Source organism: Cellulomonas sp. JH27-2, assembly GCF_014837175.1.
In the GTDB taxonomy this organism is placed as follows: domain Bacteria; phylum Actinomycetota; class Actinomycetes; order Actinomycetales; family Cellulomonadaceae; genus Cellulomonas.
This window is the reverse complement of record NZ_JACYFR010000003.1, coordinates 593,846-609,605: the sequence shown is the minus strand read 5'-3', so window position 1 is coordinate 609,605 and position 15,760 is coordinate 593,846. Positions and strand designations below refer to the sequence as shown.

The 15,760-nt window shown below is 72.4% G+C and carries 16 protein-coding genes; 6 read left to right on the top strand and 10 right to left on the bottom strand.

Going from position 1 to position 15,760, the window contains the following annotated elements; translation table 11 throughout:
- Window positions 1-24 precede the first annotated feature (24 nt).
- The 8 genes from IC607_RS11835 to IC607_RS11800 all read right to left on the bottom strand — a co-directional run bounded on the left by IC607_RS11835 (window position 25) and on the right by IC607_RS11800 (window position 9,323).
- Window positions 25-1,065 (bottom strand): HAD family hydrolase, encoded by a 1,041-nt coding sequence (locus IC607_RS11835; protein ID WP_225224829.1) that lies wholly within the window; start codon window positions 1,063-1,065, stop codon window positions 25-27.
- Window positions 1,066-1,126: 61 nt separating this feature from the next.
- Window positions 1,127-3,733 (bottom strand): phosphoribosyltransferase, encoded by a 2,607-nt coding sequence (locus tag IC607_RS11830; RefSeq protein ID WP_370526164.1) that lies wholly within the window; start codon window positions 3,731-3,733, stop codon window positions 1,127-1,129.
- A complete protein-coding gene (locus tag IC607_RS11825; protein ID WP_191787558.1) occupies window positions 3,730-4,884 on the bottom strand; it encodes an HpcH/HpaI aldolase/citrate lyase family protein in 1,155 nt (384 codons plus the stop codon). The genes IC607_RS11830 and IC607_RS11825 overlap by 4 nt, the downstream gene beginning before the upstream one ends.
- Window positions 4,885-4,982: 98 nt before the next feature.
- Entirely contained in the window at window positions 4,983-5,729 is a 747-nt protein-coding gene (locus tag IC607_RS11820; protein ID WP_191787557.1) for a tellurium resistance protein, read from the bottom strand.
- Between the two features lie 65 nt (window positions 5,730-5,794).
- A complete protein-coding gene (locus IC607_RS11815; RefSeq protein WP_191787556.1) occupies window positions 5,795-6,943 on the bottom strand; it encodes a hypothetical protein in 1,149 nt (382 codons plus the stop codon).
- Window positions 6,943-7,509 (bottom strand): TerD family protein, encoded by a 567-nt coding sequence (locus IC607_RS11810; RefSeq protein ID WP_191787555.1) that lies wholly within the window; start codon window positions 7,507-7,509, stop codon window positions 6,943-6,945. The genes IC607_RS11815 and IC607_RS11810 overlap by 1 nt, the downstream gene beginning before the upstream one ends.
- Window positions 7,510-7,538: 29 nt before the next feature.
- Window positions 7,539-8,027, bottom strand: a complete 489-nt coding sequence (locus IC607_RS11805) for a hypothetical protein (protein WP_191787554.1) — start codon at window positions 8,025-8,027, stop codon at window positions 7,539-7,541.
- A 69-nt stretch (window positions 8,028-8,096) separates the two neighbouring features.
- Window positions 8,097-9,323 (bottom strand): toxic anion resistance protein, encoded by a 1,227-nt coding sequence (locus IC607_RS11800; protein ID WP_191787553.1) that lies wholly within the window; start codon window positions 9,321-9,323, stop codon window positions 8,097-8,099.
- Between the two features lie 273 nt (window positions 9,324-9,596).
- Between IC607_RS11800 and IC607_RS11795 the strand changes: the two genes are divergently transcribed.
- The 4 genes from IC607_RS11795 (at window position 9,597) to IC607_RS11780 (ending at window position 12,662) form a co-directional block, all read left to right on the top strand.
- Entirely contained in the window at window positions 9,597-10,172 is a 576-nt protein-coding gene (locus IC607_RS11795) for a TerD family protein (RefSeq protein ID WP_191787552.1), read from the top strand.
- A 28-nt stretch (window positions 10,173-10,200) separates the two neighbouring features.
- The gene (locus IC607_RS11790) at window positions 10,201-10,779 is read left to right on the top strand and encodes a TerD family protein (RefSeq protein WP_191787551.1); all 579 of its coding nucleotides are present in this window, start codon (window positions 10,201-10,203) and stop codon (window positions 10,777-10,779) included.
- Window positions 10,780-10,898: 119 nt separating this feature from the next.
- Complete coding sequence (locus tag IC607_RS11785) at window positions 10,899-12,002, top strand: DUF475 domain-containing protein (RefSeq protein WP_191787550.1); 1,104 nt, start codon at window positions 10,899-10,901, stop codon at window positions 12,000-12,002.
- Window positions 12,003-12,083: 81 nt separating this feature from the next.
- Complete coding sequence (locus IC607_RS11780) at window positions 12,084-12,662, top strand: TerD family protein (protein WP_191787549.1); 579 nt, start codon at window positions 12,084-12,086, stop codon at window positions 12,660-12,662.
- Window positions 12,663-12,738: 76 nt separating this feature from the next.
- Here IC607_RS11780 and IC607_RS11775 read toward each other — a convergent pair whose 3' ends face one another.
- Window positions 12,739-13,146: an FKBP-type peptidyl-prolyl cis-trans isomerase gene (locus IC607_RS11775; RefSeq protein WP_191787548.1), complete on the bottom strand. Its 408-nt coding sequence runs from the start codon at window positions 13,144-13,146 to the stop codon at window positions 12,739-12,741.
- A 117-nt stretch (window positions 13,147-13,263) separates the two neighbouring features.
- On the opposite strand from IC607_RS11775, the gene IC607_RS11770 reads away from it, so the two are divergent.
- Both IC607_RS11770 and IC607_RS11765 read left to right on the top strand, forming a co-directional pair.
- Window positions 13,264-14,124 carry an alpha/beta fold hydrolase gene (locus IC607_RS11770; protein ID WP_191787547.1) on the top strand — a complete coding sequence of 287 codons (861 nt, stop codon included), beginning with the start codon at window positions 13,264-13,266 and terminating at the stop codon, window positions 14,122-14,124.
- Complete coding sequence (locus IC607_RS11765; RefSeq protein ID WP_191787546.1) at window positions 14,117-14,692, top strand: TetR/AcrR family transcriptional regulator; 576 nt, start codon at window positions 14,117-14,119, stop codon at window positions 14,690-14,692. The genes IC607_RS11770 and IC607_RS11765 overlap by 8 nt, the downstream gene beginning before the upstream one ends.
- A gap of 107 nt (window positions 14,693-14,799) precedes the next feature.
- Here the strand turns inward: IC607_RS11765 and IC607_RS11760 are convergent, their stop codons facing one another.
- Window positions 14,800-15,642 (bottom strand): Bax inhibitor-1/YccA family protein, encoded by an 843-nt coding sequence (locus IC607_RS11760; RefSeq protein ID WP_191787545.1) that lies wholly within the window; start codon window positions 15,640-15,642, stop codon window positions 14,800-14,802.
- Window positions 15,643-15,760: the final 118 nt, after the last annotated feature.

The following is a 15,760-nucleotide window of genomic DNA, read 5'->3' as shown; positions in this document are numbered from 1 at the left end:
ACCTTGGCGCACGTGGGCGATCCGTCAAGCCCTTGCGGGCGGGCGCGTCTCCAGCCTCGTCCCGTCCCCGGACGCGGACAGGACGTCCGCGAGCAGGCGCGCGACGATCTCCTCGCCGCCCATCACGCCCGAGCGCGTCGTGACGGCGACGTGCGGCGCACGCCAGTCGGTCTCGTGGAGCTCGCCGTGCGCAGGCCGTACGCCGCGGACGGCCGACGACAGCAGCTCGGCGTCCAGCAGCGAGTCGCCCGCCGCGAGCACGTCGCCCGCGTCCGTGCGCCGCGCCACCTCCCGGACCGCCGCCGACTTGGTGAGCGTCGCCGGCACGCAGTACACCTTGCGCCCCTGCACGGACACCGTCCAGCCGCGGTGGGCGCACCACGCCGTCAGGTCCGGGACGTACCCGACCGGGACCTGGCCGCGCTCGATCACCAGGTACGTGAACATCTCGTCCGCCACGCGCAGCTTGCGCACCCAGGGCTCGTCGCGCACGCGGGTCAGGTGCGCCACGACCTCGGCCAGCGGCGCCGCCTGGGCGAGCTCGTCGGCCACGTGCCGCGCCCAGTCCGGGCACGTCACCCCGTCGACCAGCAGGTGGCCGCCGTTGGTGGTGACCGCGTACGGGTGCGGGCGGCCCGGGATCCGGATCCGCGCGTACTGGGTGCGCGTCCGCGTGGTGGTGGGGACCAGGGTCGCGACGTCCGCGAGCACCGCGAGCATGTCCTGCGCCGCGCGGGTCTGGAAGGACAGCGGCTCGCCGTGCAGGACCTCCGCGACGACGAGCGGCGGCGCCTGGTCGTCGGGCACCGTCAGGCCCAACGCGGCCGACGAGTACACGAGCGTGCGGTCCAGGTCGCACGCGACGAGCGGCCGGCCGCCGGTGACACCCTCCGCCCGCGCGAAGGCTGCGACCTGGTCCGCGACGCGCGGCGACAGGCCTGCGGCCAGGGCTGCGGCGAGCACCCGCGCACCGGCGGGGCCGTCGGCCGGACGGTCGTTCGGCGTCGTCGGCGCGCTCGTCGCCCCCTCGGAGCCGAGGGCGACGTGCACGGGCTGGGCGGTCATCTGGTCCTCCGGGTTCGTCTGGCCACCGGTCACTGGTCCCGCGCGAGGGGCGCCGGGCTCCTCACACGAGATCGCGCCGGCGCAGATCACGCTCCAGCATGTCCGTCGGCGGCGTCGGTGCGTCGGCGGTGTCCGCCCGTCGGGCGGCGGACGTGCCCGACGCGCCCGTCGCCCCCGCCGTGTACGCGGGGTGGATCAGGCCGATGCAGCTGTACGGCAGGTCCGGCACGGCCTCGACCGGCACGCCGCGCTCCGCGGCCAGGTGCCGGATGTGCACCAGGTCGCGCGGGTCGGCCTGCGCCCGCACCAGGATCTTCCAGGGCACCCGGCGCAGCAGCACGCGCGTGGTCTCCCCGACGCCGGGCTTGACCAGGTTGACGTCGCCGATGCCCTGCTCGGCCGAGACCCGCTCGACCGCGCGCCACCCGCGCCAGTCCGGCGTCTCGTCGGGCGCCGCGGGTGTCGCCGCCACGGCCGCTCGCACGTCGTCGAACCGGGCCGCGACGGCGTCGAGGAACCGGCCCGACACGTCGGCGGACGCCAGGTCGGCGTAGAACTTGGCGCCGTGGAACTGCTGCGGGGTCAGCAGGTCGCGGTTGAGGACCGTGCGCGAGACGAGGCCCGAGACCGTCGAGTTGAGGCAGGCGGACGGGATGAGGAAGTCGTCGCGCGTGCCGTACAGCCGCACGCAGTGCCCGGGGTCGGCGAGGACCGCGAGGTCCGCGGGGATCTCGACGCCCGTCTGCGCGCGGAACTCCTCCAGCGCCGCCGACAGCTCCCGCGCGATCGCTCCCTTGCCCGTCCACCCGTCGACGAACAGCACTGAGCCGGGGTGGTGGTGCGCGGTCACGTACCGCAGCGCGACCGGGTCGATGCCGCGCCCGCGCACGATCGACACCGCGTAGTGCGGCAGGTCCACGCCGTGCACGTGCTGCGCCCACCGGCGCATGAGGATGCCGATCGGCGTGCCCGCCCGGGCCAGCGAGACGAGCGTGAGCCCGTCGGGCCGAGCCGCGAGCGCACGTTCCGTGACGACACCGACCGCGAGCGCGACCCGCTGCGCGGCGTCCGCCAGCGCCTCCTCGAACAGCGCCGCGTACGCCGCCGAGGGCTGGTACTCGACCGGCAACGACTCCGCGTAGTGCGCGCCGCCCGCCTGGATCGCCTCCTCCCGCTCCTCCACGGGCGCTTCGAGCTGCACGTCCGACAGGTCCGTGAGCAGCCACGACACCTCGTCGGCCGCGTACGAGCCGAAGGCTGGCCCGTGCAGGGCCGGCGGCGTGGAGCGGCCGCGTGCGACGCGGGCGGCCGCGTCGGGCAGCGTGGCGATGACGACCTTTGGCGCGACGCGCGCCAGCGCCTGGATCAGGCCGTCGGCGGCGGGTCCCGCCGCCGGTTCGTCCAGGACCACGACGACGGCGTCGAAGCCGCCGCCCGCCACGTTGTAGGCGAACCGCTGTCCGTCGGACCCCTCCGGCGCCGGGAAGCGCAGGGCGGAGCGGATGGCGTAGCCGTCCTCGTCGACCGCCAGGACCGGGGACCGCGTGGTCGACGAGAACCGCACGACGGCGGTCTCCAGCAGGCCGCAGAGGGCCGACGCGATGCGCTGCGGGACGTCGAGGAGCTCCTCGGTCCCGAGCACCAGGACCCGCTCCGCCCGCTCACGCCCGAGCGCGTCGGCAACCGCGTCCGCCGCGAGCGCCACGGCGTCCGCGAGCCGCCGTCCGTCGGCCTGGCTGCGTCCGTGCCGCGCTGACTCCGGGACGTCAGCGGGCCAGGGCACGGGCACCCGGACGACCTCACCGCTCGCCGCGTCTCGCGTGCCGGGCTGGGCGTCCTCGAGCTGCGCCACCAGCGCGGAAGCCCGCTCGGTGAGAGCGTCCGGCAGGACCACGTCACCTGCCGCGAGCGCGACGACGTCGATCGACGCGCCCAGCCGTGCGGCGACGTCAGCCATGACGCGGCGGTCGGCGGCGGAGCGCAGGTCCACGAGCGCGGCGATCACGTAGACCGCGCGCGGCGACGTGGCGTGCAGGACCTCGATGGTGTTGAGCGCGGTGCGGCCGGTGCTGAGCTCGTCGTCGACCAGCACCAGGGCCTCGGACCCGGTGAGCATCACCGGGTCGGCGGGCAGCAGCAGGTGGCTGGTCGCGTGCGAGTGCTCCTCCTCGAACCCGCCCACGGGCTCGATCCCGCGCACGCTGCGGCGCGTCGAGTGCAGGTACGGCGCCCCCAGGGCGTCCGCGACCTGCTCCCCCAGCGCCGTCGCCGTCTCGGCGTACCCGAGCACCGTCGCAGCGAGGGCCTCCCCGCTCGGACGGGCGTCGGGCGCACCCCCGACGAGCGTCGCCGCCGCGTCCTCGTCGCCGGCGAGCGCGGCCCGCAGCGCGAGGCCCCGCGCGGGACCGTGGACCAAGGCCTGCCCGGTCAGCCGTGCGCGCACGAGGTCGCCGAGCAGACGCCCGGACGCCCGCACCACCCGCGGATCGGTCGGAACGTGCTTGGCGAGCACACGGGACACCAGCAGGTGCGCCCGGCGGGGGTTGCGGCGAACCGCGAGGCCGACGAGGTCCGTCAGCTCGAGCCCCACCGGGGAGCTCGTCGTGCGCAGGGCGACCCCGAGCGCAGCCTCCACCCACGTCGCGTGGTCCTGCGCGGACGCCGTCACCAGCCGTCCCCCGCGGCGAGCAGGTCGACGAAGCCGACGTCGGCCTCCGCGACCCCGAACACCTTGGCCCGCGTCAGGATGCGCTCGGCCCAGGCGCGGTGCGGGCGCGACTCGTTCATCTTGTTCCGGTAGGACGACGCGGCCGCCCCGCCGGCATCCGTGCCGAGCACGTCGCTCGCGTCGACGAACTCCTCGTGCGTCACCACCGACAGCGCGTGCACGACGCCCACGTGGCTGGGGTGGATGACGGTCTTGCCGGTCAGACCGTTGGCCGTGTCCAGCACGACCTCGCGGATCAGCCCGTCGAGGTCCTTGGTGATGAGCGTGTGGCGCAGGTCCTCCGCGTCGTGCGCCTCGAACGGCGCCTCCCGAAGGCGCGGCTTGAACAGGCGCTCGTTGCCGCCGTAGTACTCCCAGACGGGCCCGGTCACCACGAAGCCCGTCCCGTCGGCTCGGCCCAGGATGTTCACGACATGGTTGATCACGTCCGCGACCAGGCGCACGTCGTAGATGCTCAGGTCGCGGCCACGCCGGATGCCGTAGAACCCGCACAGGTCCGTGGCGCCCGTGCGCACCGCGAGGACCGACGAGCGGTGCTTGTCGAGGAGCTGACGGACCGCGACCAGCTCGTCGTCCCGCGTCTCGCGGTGGATGATCTCCGGCGCCTCCATGACGGGCATGGCCCACAGGTGGTGACCGGAGGACGCGGCCGTGTCGTCGAGCGCGTCCAGGAACGCGGCGCCCGACGTCTGCGTGAACTTGGGCAGCACGAACCCGCTCAGCACGCCGGCGTGCTCACCCAGGCCCTCGATGATCTGCCCGATCTGCTCCGGTTGGCGGACGCGGACGAACACGAGCGGCCCGCCCCCGGACTCCGCCAGGTCGCGCAGCTGCGCGATCGTGTTCGCCTGCGCCGCCGGCACGTCCTCGTCGGCGATCGAGTCCTCGAGGCACACCACCGAGCTCATGGCACCCTTCGCGGCGCGGCGCGTCAGGTCGTGCGCGAGCCGTGGGCGGGTGCCCGGCATGTAGAGCGTGGCACCGAGCGCGACCGCCAGGACGTCGCGACCCGACTCCCGCGTGAAGGGCTCCGGCTCGCGCCAGAACAGCCGACGACGCACGTCGTCGGGCAGGTGGTCGAAATGGCGCATGGCGTCCTCACTCTCGCGGGCCCCGAGCAGAGCACCCGGAGCGTAACCCGCCTCGGTGACAGTGGCGTGTCGAGCGAGGGCGACCTGTGGACGGCGCGCTACTTGCAACCCCTCGCCCACTGCATCCCCCAGCCGTACGCGGCATCGACCGCCGACTGGCCACCGCGCACGTACCGCACCTCGCGCCGCACGGACAGCTCCCCGCCCACGTTCTCCAGCAGGGCGATCGCGCACGACGGCGACTGCGGGTCGGACTCGTCGAGCCGCACCTCGATCTGCGGTCCGGAGCGGGGGAACAGCGTCACCACGGCGTCGGCCGCGGCCCAGTTCGGCACGCCCTCGTAGATGAACGCGAACACGAGGATGCGCCGCACCGCCTGGATGTGGCGCAGGTCGACGAACAGGTTCTCCCCGCCCGTCCGGGTCCCCGTGCGGTCGTCGCCGTCCAGCCAGCAGATCGGCTCCGGACCGAACGTGTGCTCGTCGCGGAACGCGTTGCCGAGCGCCTGCACCACGCCCTTCGAGCCGTCCGTGTACTCGTACAGGCACGCGAGGTCGAGGTCGATGGCAGGCGCACCGGCCAAGGACTTCCAGAAGCCGCCCGACGCCGGCGGCCGCGCCGTCCAGTTGAGGTTGACGCGCAACACCCCGGACGCCGCGTCGGCCTTGGAGAGCGACACGGTCGGCGCGGCCTTCGTCAGGGTGACCTTGCCGAGCGTGACGCGCGGCTCCGGCGGCTGCGGTGCGGCCTGCGGTGACGGCTGCGGCACGGGCTGGGTGGCCGACGACGCGTTCAGTGGCGCGTCGGGGGCACTCTTCGGTCGCTTCGTGTAGTCGATGCCCATCTCGGCTCCTTCGTCGAGGCCCGCGCGATGTCGCGGGCGATCAGCTGGTCGGTGCTCGGCCCCGGTCAGGTCAGGGGCGTCCACTTGTCGACCCAGGTCAGGGTGTCGAACCCGTAGGCGGCTCCGGCCTCGCGCAGCGCGCCCGGCACCAGATCGCGCTCGGCCCGCAGCACCAGCTCCCCCGCGACGTCGACCACGCTCAGCGCGACCAGCGACCCCGCACCCTGCTCGTGCTCGAGCGGCACGTCGACCCGCGCACCCCCGATCGTCTCCACGCGCAGGGCACCGCTCCACGCCAGCGCGGACGCGGTCGGTGAGAACGCCAGCACGACCAGCCGCCGCACCCTCGTCACCTGGCGCAGGTCCACCAGGAATCCCTGGTCGAGCGCCTGCACCACGGGCCGCCGGGAGCCTGTGGGCGCAACCGTCATGCCGCGGTTGTGGTCCAGCAGCGTCACGTCGACGGCCGTCGGGTCGGCCGACGTGTCCGGTGTCGTCAGCGCGCAGAACGCCGCGAGCCGCAGGTCGCCGATCGTCCGCGACACGCGTGCCGTGATGCGCAGGACACCGACCCCGGACTGCACGCGCGTGAGCGCGACCGTGGGGTTCTCGCGCGACAGCAGCGTCGGGCGCCCGACGACGACACGCTCCGGCTCGTACCCGAGCACCGCGTCCCCGTCCGCCGCCGCGCGTCGGCGCCGCGCGGCCCGCGGCTGCGGGGTCCCGGGAGCCGCGCCCGACGAGCCACCGGCGGACCCGCCGCCGGGCGACAGGTCCAGGGACGTCGAACCCGACGACAGGTCCAGCGACGTCGACCCCGAAGACGACAGGTCGAGCGACGTCGAGTCCGAACCGCCACCCGTTGTCGTCGATCCAGACAGGTCCAGCGATGTGGACGAGGACGACGAGAGGTCGAGCGACGTCGCCGCGGGCGGGCGCTGCGCCGGCCCCGGCGGCGGCGGCTCGGCTGACGGTCGGGCCGCGACGGGCTGGACCCCGGCGGGTCGGGCGCTGGAACCGGGCGCTGGGCGGCCGGGATGCCGCAGGTCGATCGAGTGCGCCCGCGCAGGGCCCCCGGTCGTCGCGCCCGCAGCAGCGCTCGTCGTGCTCGTCGTGCTCGTCGGGCTCGTCGGGGTCGTCGGCCGCGGCAACGGCCGCCGACGCAACCACGGCAGGTCGGAGCGTCGCGGCGCGCGGGCGGGGTCGAGGACCATCACAACCCGATGCCGTGGTCGGCCGCGATGCCGGTGATCCCGTCGGGGTACCCCTGCCCGACGACCTTGAACTTCCAGCCGCCCTCGTGCCGGTACAGCTCGCCGAGGATCAGGCCGGTCTCCTGGCTGAGCGCCGGGGCGAGGTTCTCCGAGGACACCAGCTCGGCGCCCCCGTCGAGGTTCAGCACGCGGATGCGCGCGGTGCGCAGCTGCCCGAACGTGCGGCGGTGGCCCATCCCCTCGTTCAGGTAGGCGACGACGACGATGCGATGCACGGCGGCGGGCACGTCGTCGAGGTCGACCTCGATCTGCTCCAGGTCGCCCCCGGCTGCCTGGGCCACCTGCGCGACCGACATCGTGGGTTCGCTGAGCTGGTTGAAGAAGACCATGTGCTCGTCGGACAGCACCCGGTGGTCGTCGTCGCACAGCAGCGTGGCGACCACGAGGTTGTCGTTGAGCACCGGCTCGGACGAGACGAGCGCGACCCCGAGGACGACCCCGTGCAGGTTCGGGATCTCGCGGGTGAGGGCGGCGTTGGAACCGCGCTTCATGGGTGCTGCGGGCATTCAGGCTTCCGTCACAGGTCGAGGTCGGATCACAGGTCGAGGTCGGATCGGTCGAACTTGGTCGCCAGGAAGCGGCCCTGCGTGAGCAGCGCGTCCGCGTCCTGCTCACGTGTGGCCACCAGGGTGGCGGAGACCGACGTCTGCAGCGAGTCGATCTGCGCCATGAGCGACTGCGTGGGCGTCTGGCCGCCGCCCCGCGGGACGTCGCGCACGTCGGGCTCGAGCGCCAGGTAGGTGCCCAGCGTCGTCGGCAGGTAGTCACCGACCACGCTGCGCACGTTGATGACCGCGTAGACGTCGAGCGGGCGGACCTGCGAGCTGTCGACCACCTCTGTCAGCGTGTCCGTCAGCCGCCGCGCGTTGACCAGCGCGGCCGGGGGAAGGCGGCCGGCTCGCGCGTTGACGAACCGGACCAGCTCGTCGATCGCGGCCTGCAGGGCCTCCGGGGCGTCGTCGTCCGGCTCGGGTGCGGTCGGGACGGGGTCCTCGTCGCCGCGCAGGCGCGCCAACCAGCTCACGTCAGTGCCCTTCCCCGTACCCGATCAGTGCCCGCCCGTCACATGCCCTCGCTCGTGACGAGCGACGCGTCACTCGCTGCCCTCGCGCGCACGCGTCCGCTCCAGGTACGGCTGCGCGCGCTGGATCTGCCCCTCGAGCGCGGTGACCGTGGCCCCCATGCTCTCGGTGGCCTGCGCGCGGAACGTGTCGAGCGCGTCCATCGTCGCGAACACGTTGTCGAACGCGGCCTGCAGCTTCTCGACGTCGATCGTCGACTCCGACGCCTGCTGGTTGATGGCCGCACCCTGCTGCCGCAGCTGCACGGACGTCGATTCGATGAGGTTGGACGTGACGGTGTTCAGGGCCGTGATCTGGTCGAGCACCAGCTTCTGCCGCGAGAGCGCCTGGCTGACGATGACGGCGGTGCGCAGCGCGGAGATGGTCGTCGTCTGCGCGCGGTCGACGCCCTTGATGAGCTCGAGGTTGTTGCGTCGCACCAGGTCGAGCGCCATGTAGCCCTGCACGCTCACGGCCATCTGCGTCATGAAGTCCTGGCGGCGCTGCCGCACGGGGAACAGCGCGTCCGAGCGCAGCGCGTCCGCGTCGTCCTGACGTCCTGCGGCCTCGAGCTCGGCCACCTTCCCGACGAGCGCCTCGTCGAGCGCACCGGCCAGCGAGTTGTACTCGGCCAGCTTGCCCATCGACGTCCAGAGGTTGGTCTTCTCCGTCTCGATCGCGGCGTTGTCCTTGCGCAGCTCGTCCTGGCCGGAGGCGAGCGCCTTGATGATGGCGTCGATGTGCGACTGCGCGGACTGGTAGCGCGCGAAGTAGGCGTCGATCTTGTTGCCGCCCGGGATCCACTTGAGGACCTTCTTGACGCCCGTCAGGTCCGCCCGGTTCGGGTCGAGGTCCGTGACGGTGGTGCGCAGGTCGACGAGCGTGTTCGCGACGCGCGTCTGCGCGTCGCCCTCCTTGCCCTTGCCCCCCTTGGCCAGGCTGGCGGGCCGGTCGAGCATGCGGCTGGAGACCGACGCGGACGCGCGGATGTCCTGGTCGCCCATCGACGTGATCGACGCGATCTTCTGGCTGAACGCGGGCGACTTGCTGTCCAGCGAGGCGAGCTCGGTGACGAACGCCGCGGCCTTCGCCTTGAGCTCCGCGTCCTTGCCGGCGTCCACCGGGACGGCGTCGACGGCCTGCTGGTCCTCCACGACCACCACGGGCGCGGGCGGGGTCAGCACGAGCGCCCCCGAGGTCGCGGGGGCCGCCGGGGTCGACGGGGCGGTCGGGGTGGCACCGAGGTCGAGCTCGGACATCTGTGGCCTCCAGCAGCACGAAGGGACGCGCCCAGCTCCGGGCGCCGACGGGCACGCGGCCGGGACCGCGCGTCCTGCTTCGATGCTAGAGCCAGCCACCGACCCTCCGTGCGCCGGGCGGCCACGAGGTTGCACGCTGAGAGCGAAGTCCACCCGCGAACGCCCCCGCGACGGCCCGGACTTGCATACGGTGGGAAGGCACGCCCGCACGCCTCGCGCGGCGCCCCACGACGACGAGGGAACGCCCCTCGCCGCTGAGTACCAGGAGGACCCATGGCCGTCAGCCTCAGCAAGGGTGGAAACGTCAGCCTCACCAAGGAGGCGCCCGGTCTGACCGGTGTCGTCGTCGGCCTGGGCTGGGACGTCCGCACGACGACGGGCGCGGACTTCGACCTCGACGCGTCCGCGATCCTGCTCGACGCGGCCGGCAAGGTGCCCTCGGACGCGCACTTCGTGTTCTTCAACAACCTCAAGAGCCCCGAGGGCTCCGTCGAGCACCTGGGCGACAACCTGACCGGCGAGGGTGAGGGCGACGACGAGCAGGTCAAGGTGGACCTCTCCGCTGTGCCGGCCGAGGTGCAGAAGATCGTCTTCCCGGTCTCCATCTACGACGCCGACTCTCGCGGGCAGAACTTCGGCCAGGTGCGCAACGCCTTCATCCGCGTCGTCAACGCGGCCGGTGGCGCTGAGATCGCGCGCTACGACCTGTCCGAGGACGCGTCGACCGAGACCGCGATGGTGTTCGGCGAGCTGTACCGCAACGGCGCCGAGTGGAAGTTCCGGGCCGTCGGTCAGGGCTACGCGTCGGGCCTCGCGGGCATCGCCCGCGACTTCGGCGTGAACCTCTGATCGCGCACGGGACCGGAAGGACACGCACGTGAGCATCACGCTGGCCAAGGGCGGCAACGTCTCGCTGAGCAAGGAGGCCCCTAACCTCACCAAGGCTCTGGTGGGCCTGGGCTGGGACGCCCGCACGACGAGCGGTCTGGACTTCGACCTGGACGCGAGCGCGCTGCTGCTCGGCCCCAGCGGCAAGGTCCTGTCCGACGCGCACTTCGTCTTCTACAACAACCTCAAGAGCCCCGACGGGACCGTCGAGCACACCGGCGACAACCGGACCGGTGAGGGCGAGGGCGACGACGAGTCGCTGCTGCTGGACCTGGCGCAGATGTCCCCCGACGTGGACAAGATCGTCTTCCCGGTCTCGATCCACGACGCCGAGGCGCGCCACCAGTCGTTCGGGCAGGTCCGCAACGCGTTCATCCGCATCGTCAACTCCGACGACGGCCAGGAGATCGCCCGCTACGACCTCACCGAGGACGCCTCCACGGAGACGGCCATGATCTTCGGCGAGGTCTACCGGTACAACGGCGAGTGGAAGTTCCGCGCCGTCGGCCAGGGCTACGTCTCCGGGCTGCTCGGCATCGTCCGCGACTTCGGGGTCAATGTCGGCTGACCCGGCCGGCGGCCCACAGCTGTGGACCGCGCCCCCGGCGCTGGCGGCGCTCCCTCTAGACTCCCGTCCGGAGTCGCCGCCCGGCGTCCCGCTCCCTGAACCCGCGGAACGAGACTGCGTTGCTTCTTCGAATCTTCGGCTGGTCCATCGGCGTCACGTTCGCCTCGCTCGTGGTCGCCTACTTCTATGGCGGCTGGAACGCGCTCGCGCTGTGCCTGATCCTCGGCGTGCTCGAGGTCTCGCTCTCGTTCGACAACGCGGTCATCAACGCGACCGTGCTGCAGCGCATGAGCGACTTCTGGCAGCGCATGTTCCTGACGGTCGGCGTCATCATCGCCGTCTTCGGCATGCGGCTGATCTTCCCGCTGCTCATCGTCGGGATCACCGCTGACCTGGGCCCGATCGAAGCCCTCCGGCTCGCGATGGAGAAGGGCGACCCGGAGACCCCCGGCACCTACGGCTACCTGCTCAACCAGGCGCACCCGCAGATCGCGGCGTTCGGTGGCATGTTCCTGCTGATGCTGTTCCTCGACTTCGTCTTCGAGGACCGCGAGATCACGTGGCTCACGTGGTTGGAGAAGCCGCTGGCCAAGATCGGCAAGCTCGACCAGCTCGCGGTCGTCATCTCCGGCATCGCGCTGGTGCTGACGGCCGAGCTGCTGGCCGACGACGCCGCGACCGTGATGGTCGCGGGCGTGCTCGGCATGGTCACGTACATCGCGGTCAACGGGCTCGGGTCGCTGTTCGAGAACGCGGCCGGTGGCGAGGACGAGGAGTCGGAGGAGGGGGTGTCGGGCGCGGCCCGCAGCGGCCCCACCGAGGTGGCGAAGGCGACCGGCAAGGCGGCGTTCTTCCTGTTCCTCTACCTCGAGGTCCTCGACGCGTCGTTCTCGTTCGACGGCGTCGTGGGCGCGTTCGCGATCACCGCCGACCCCATCATCATCGCGCTGGGCCTCGGCTTCATCGGCGCCATGTTCGTCCGCTCGATCACCGTGTTCCTGGTCCGCAAGGGCACGCTGTCCGAGTACATCTACCTGGAGCACGGCGCGCACTGGGCGATCGGCGCGCTGGCCGTGATCCTGCTGGTCAGCATCGGTGTGCACGTCAACGAGGTCGTCACCGGCCTGGTCGGCGTCGCGTTCATCGGCGCCGCGTTCATCACGTCCATCATGCGCAACAAGCGGCACGCCGACGAGGAGCACGTGGTCCACGTCGGCGCCTGATGCCGGCGCTCGTCCGAGCGCCGCCACGCCGCACAGCAGCACCCGCACAGCACCACCTCCGACGACGAAGGAGCAGCACCCATGTCGATCAGCCTGCAGAAGGGCCAGACCGTCTCACTGGCCAAGTCCGACGGGGGCGGCCTCACGCGGGTCCGCATGGGCCTGGGCTGGGACGCGATGAAGGTCAAGGGCCTCTTCGGTCGGAGCAAGGAGAAGGCCGTCGACCTCGACGCCTCGTGCCTGCTGTTCGACGCGTCGGGCAAGCTCGTGGACCAGGTGTGGTTCAGCCAGCTGCGCAGCAAAGACGGCGCGCTGCAGCACCTGGGCGACAACCTGACGGGCCGCGGGGACGGCGACGACGAGTCGATCGTCGTGGACCTCGGCGCCGTGAACCCGGCGGTGACGCAGCTCGTGTTCGTCGTGAACAGCTACTCGGGCGAGTCGTTCAGCCAGATCGAGAACGCGTTCTGCCGCCTGATCGACTCGAGCAACGAGCAGGAGATCGCGCGCTACGACCTGTCGGGCTCCGGGCCCCACACCGCGCAGATCATGGCGAAGGTGTCCCGGTCCGGCAGCGGCTGGGCCATGACTGCCCTGGGCGTCAAGACCAACGGACGCACGATCAAGGACATGGTCCCGGCGGTCGCGCAGGTCCTCTGACCGACCCCACGCACCGGCGAGGCGCGGCTCCCGGACGGGAACCGCGCCTCGTGTGCGTGCTGGTGGAGCTGCTCGATCAGTTGCTGGTGCCGACGATGTCAACGACGAAGACGAGCGTGTCGCCGCCCTTGATGCCGGCCTGCGGGACGCCGCGGTCGCCGTAGCCCAGGTGTGACGGGATCGAGAGCAGGACGCGCGAGCCGACCTGCTGGCCGACGAGGCCCTCGTCCCAGCCGGCGATGACCGCGCCGACGCCGATGGGGAAGCTGATGGACGAACCACGGTCGTACGAGTTGTCGAAGACGCCGCCGTTCCACGACTGGCCCAGGTAGTGGACCTCGATGTCGTCGCCGGCCTCGACGAGCGCGCCGTCGCCGCGGGACAGGACCAGCACCTCGAGCTCGTCGGACGCGGAACCGTCGGGGAACGCGAGCGTGGGCTTGCTGCCGTAGGAACCCGAGACCTCGGGCAGTGCTGCGGACATGCGGATGACTCCTCGGATCGACTCTCGCACCGGGTGCGGTGCACGTCCCATCGTGCCGCACCGGTCCGACACGCGCGCACTCTTGCCACGACTGGCTAATGACATTAGCTTTGCCCTATGACCTCCCAGACGATCGAACGGCCCGAGGGCCGCGTGGCCTACTCCGTCGACGGACGCGCTGACGCGCCGCTCGTCGTCCTCGTCCCCGGCATGGGTGACCTCCGCGGCACGTGGCGGGACCTCGCCGCCGCCCTCACCGCCGCGGGGTACCGGGTGGCGGCCACCGACCTGCGCGGCCACGGCGACTCCGACACGACGTTCAGCGAGCACGGCGACGTGGCCACGGCCGGCGACGTCCTGGCGCTCGTCGAGCACCTGGGCGGCCCGGCCGTGCTCGTCGGGAACTCCATGGGTGCCGGCGCGGCAGCCTGGGCGGCGGCGGAACGCCCCGACCTCGTCGCGGGCCTTGTCCTGACGGGCCCCTTCCTGCGCGACCCGACGCTCAGCCGGGCCGGCCGCGCCATCATCCGCGCGTCGTACACGGCGCTGTTCGCCCGCCCCTGGGGGGCCCGCGTCTGGGCGCGATACTACGGCGGCGCGCTGAGCAAGGGCCGCCACGCGACGTGGCACGACGAGCACGTCGCAGCGATCCGTGCGGCGATGTCCAACCCAGCGCACCTGCGCCAGTTCCGGCTGCTGTGCCGCCAGCTCACGCACGCGCCGGTCGAGGCGCGGGTGGGCGAGGTGCAGGCTCCGGCCCTCGCCTTCGTCGGTCGCCTCGATCCCGACTTCAGCGACCCGGTCGCCGAGGGGGTGTGGATCGGCGAGGCCATCGGGGCACAGGTCGTCATGGTCGACGACGTCGCGCACTACCCGCAGCACCAGGCGCCCGACGTCGTCGCGCCGGCGACTCTGGCATTCCTGGAAGGCCTGCCGCGCGGCGAGTCCGGCGCGTGGGTGGCGGGCGCACGTGCCTAGGGCGGGGCTGTCGAGCGCGTCGGTCGTCGCGCTCGCGCTCGACGTCGTCGACGACGAAGGCTGGGAGGCCCTCACGCTCGCGGCAGTGGCCAGCAGGGCTGGCGTCGCCGTGCCCAGCCTCTACAAGCACGTCGCCGGGCTGCCCGCCCTGCGTCGCGAGGTCGCGGGCGTCTGCGTCGACGAGCTCACGGGGCGGCTCACCGCGGCACGCGGGACGCTCGTCGGCGCCCCGGCCGTGCTGGCCATGGCCCAGGCGACGCGCGACCTGGCCCGGGAGCACCCCGGTCGCTACCAGGCCGCGCAGGGCGACTGGCCCCTGGACCCCGCGGCCGACGACCTGCGCGCTCGCGCCGCCCGGGCCGTCGAGCAGATGTCCGCCGCCGTCGGGGAGCTCGACGTCCCCGCGGACCGACGCATCGACGCCGTCCGCGCCGTCCGCGCCGCCGTGCACGGCTTCGTGACCCTGGAGCTGGCGGGCGGCTTCGGCCTGCCGCAGGACGTCGACACGAGCTTCGACTACCTCATCACCCACCTCACGACCGGCCTGACCGCGCACCCTGCCGCCTGACTCGCCCACCTCCGCCCACGGGTACGCCAAAGGCCCCCGGGTCAGGACACCGAGGGCCTTCGGCGAGCACCGGACCGGCGTGGGGGCGCCGGACCGCTCTGGAGGAGCTAGTTGCGCGTGAACATCGCGAAGATCCGCAGGAACTCCAGGTACAGCCAGACGAGCGTCACGATGAGGCCGAACGCGGCGGACCAGGCGAACTTGGCCGGCGCACCGGCCTCAACACCGCGCTTGATCGAGTCGAAGTCCATGATCAGGCAGGCCGCGGCCAGGCCGACGGCGAACAGCCCGACGACGATGCCCCAGCCGCCGTTGCGCAGCGGGCCGAAGCCGTCGCTCGGCATGAAGAACCACAGCACAACGTTGACCAGCGAGAACGCCAGGTAGCCGACCATCGCGATCAGCAGCCACTTGGTGAACTTCGGCGTGACGCGGACCTTGCCGGACTTGAACAGCGCCAGCGCCGCGGCGAACGTCACCATCGTCGCGATGACGGCCTGCAGGACGATCGGCTGCGCCGTGCCGTCCGTGGTGCCCTCGACCGCGAAGTTCTGGAAGAGGTAGCTGATGCCGCCGACGAACACGCCCTCGGCGATCGTGTAGGCGATGATCAGCGCCGGGCTCGGCTCGCGGCGGAACGAGTTGACCAGGCCCAGCACCAGGCCGACGAGCGCGCCGACCAGGTAGAGCCACGGCACCTGCGGCGTCACGGCCCAGGTGGCCGCCGCCACCACGACGAGCAGCGCCAGCAGGCTGCCGGTCTTCACGATGACGTCGTCGTACGTCAGACGGCCCATCTGCCGCGGCGTCGCCGGCGCACCGGCGTACATCTTCTCGAGCGTGACCGCGTCGATCGTCGACTCCGGCGCGGCGGTGCGGGCGTTGCTGCCGCCCTTGCGCGCGTTGGGGTCCTGGAAGATCGGACTGTTGCTGAAGACGGGGTTGGCCACGGGACGCTCCTGGTGTCTCGGCCGGAAATCTGGCTGCTCTCACCGTACCCAACGCCACCGACACCCGGATGGTTCCCTCCTCCTTTCGGCCGATCCCCCGGGGAAAGATCAGGGGAAA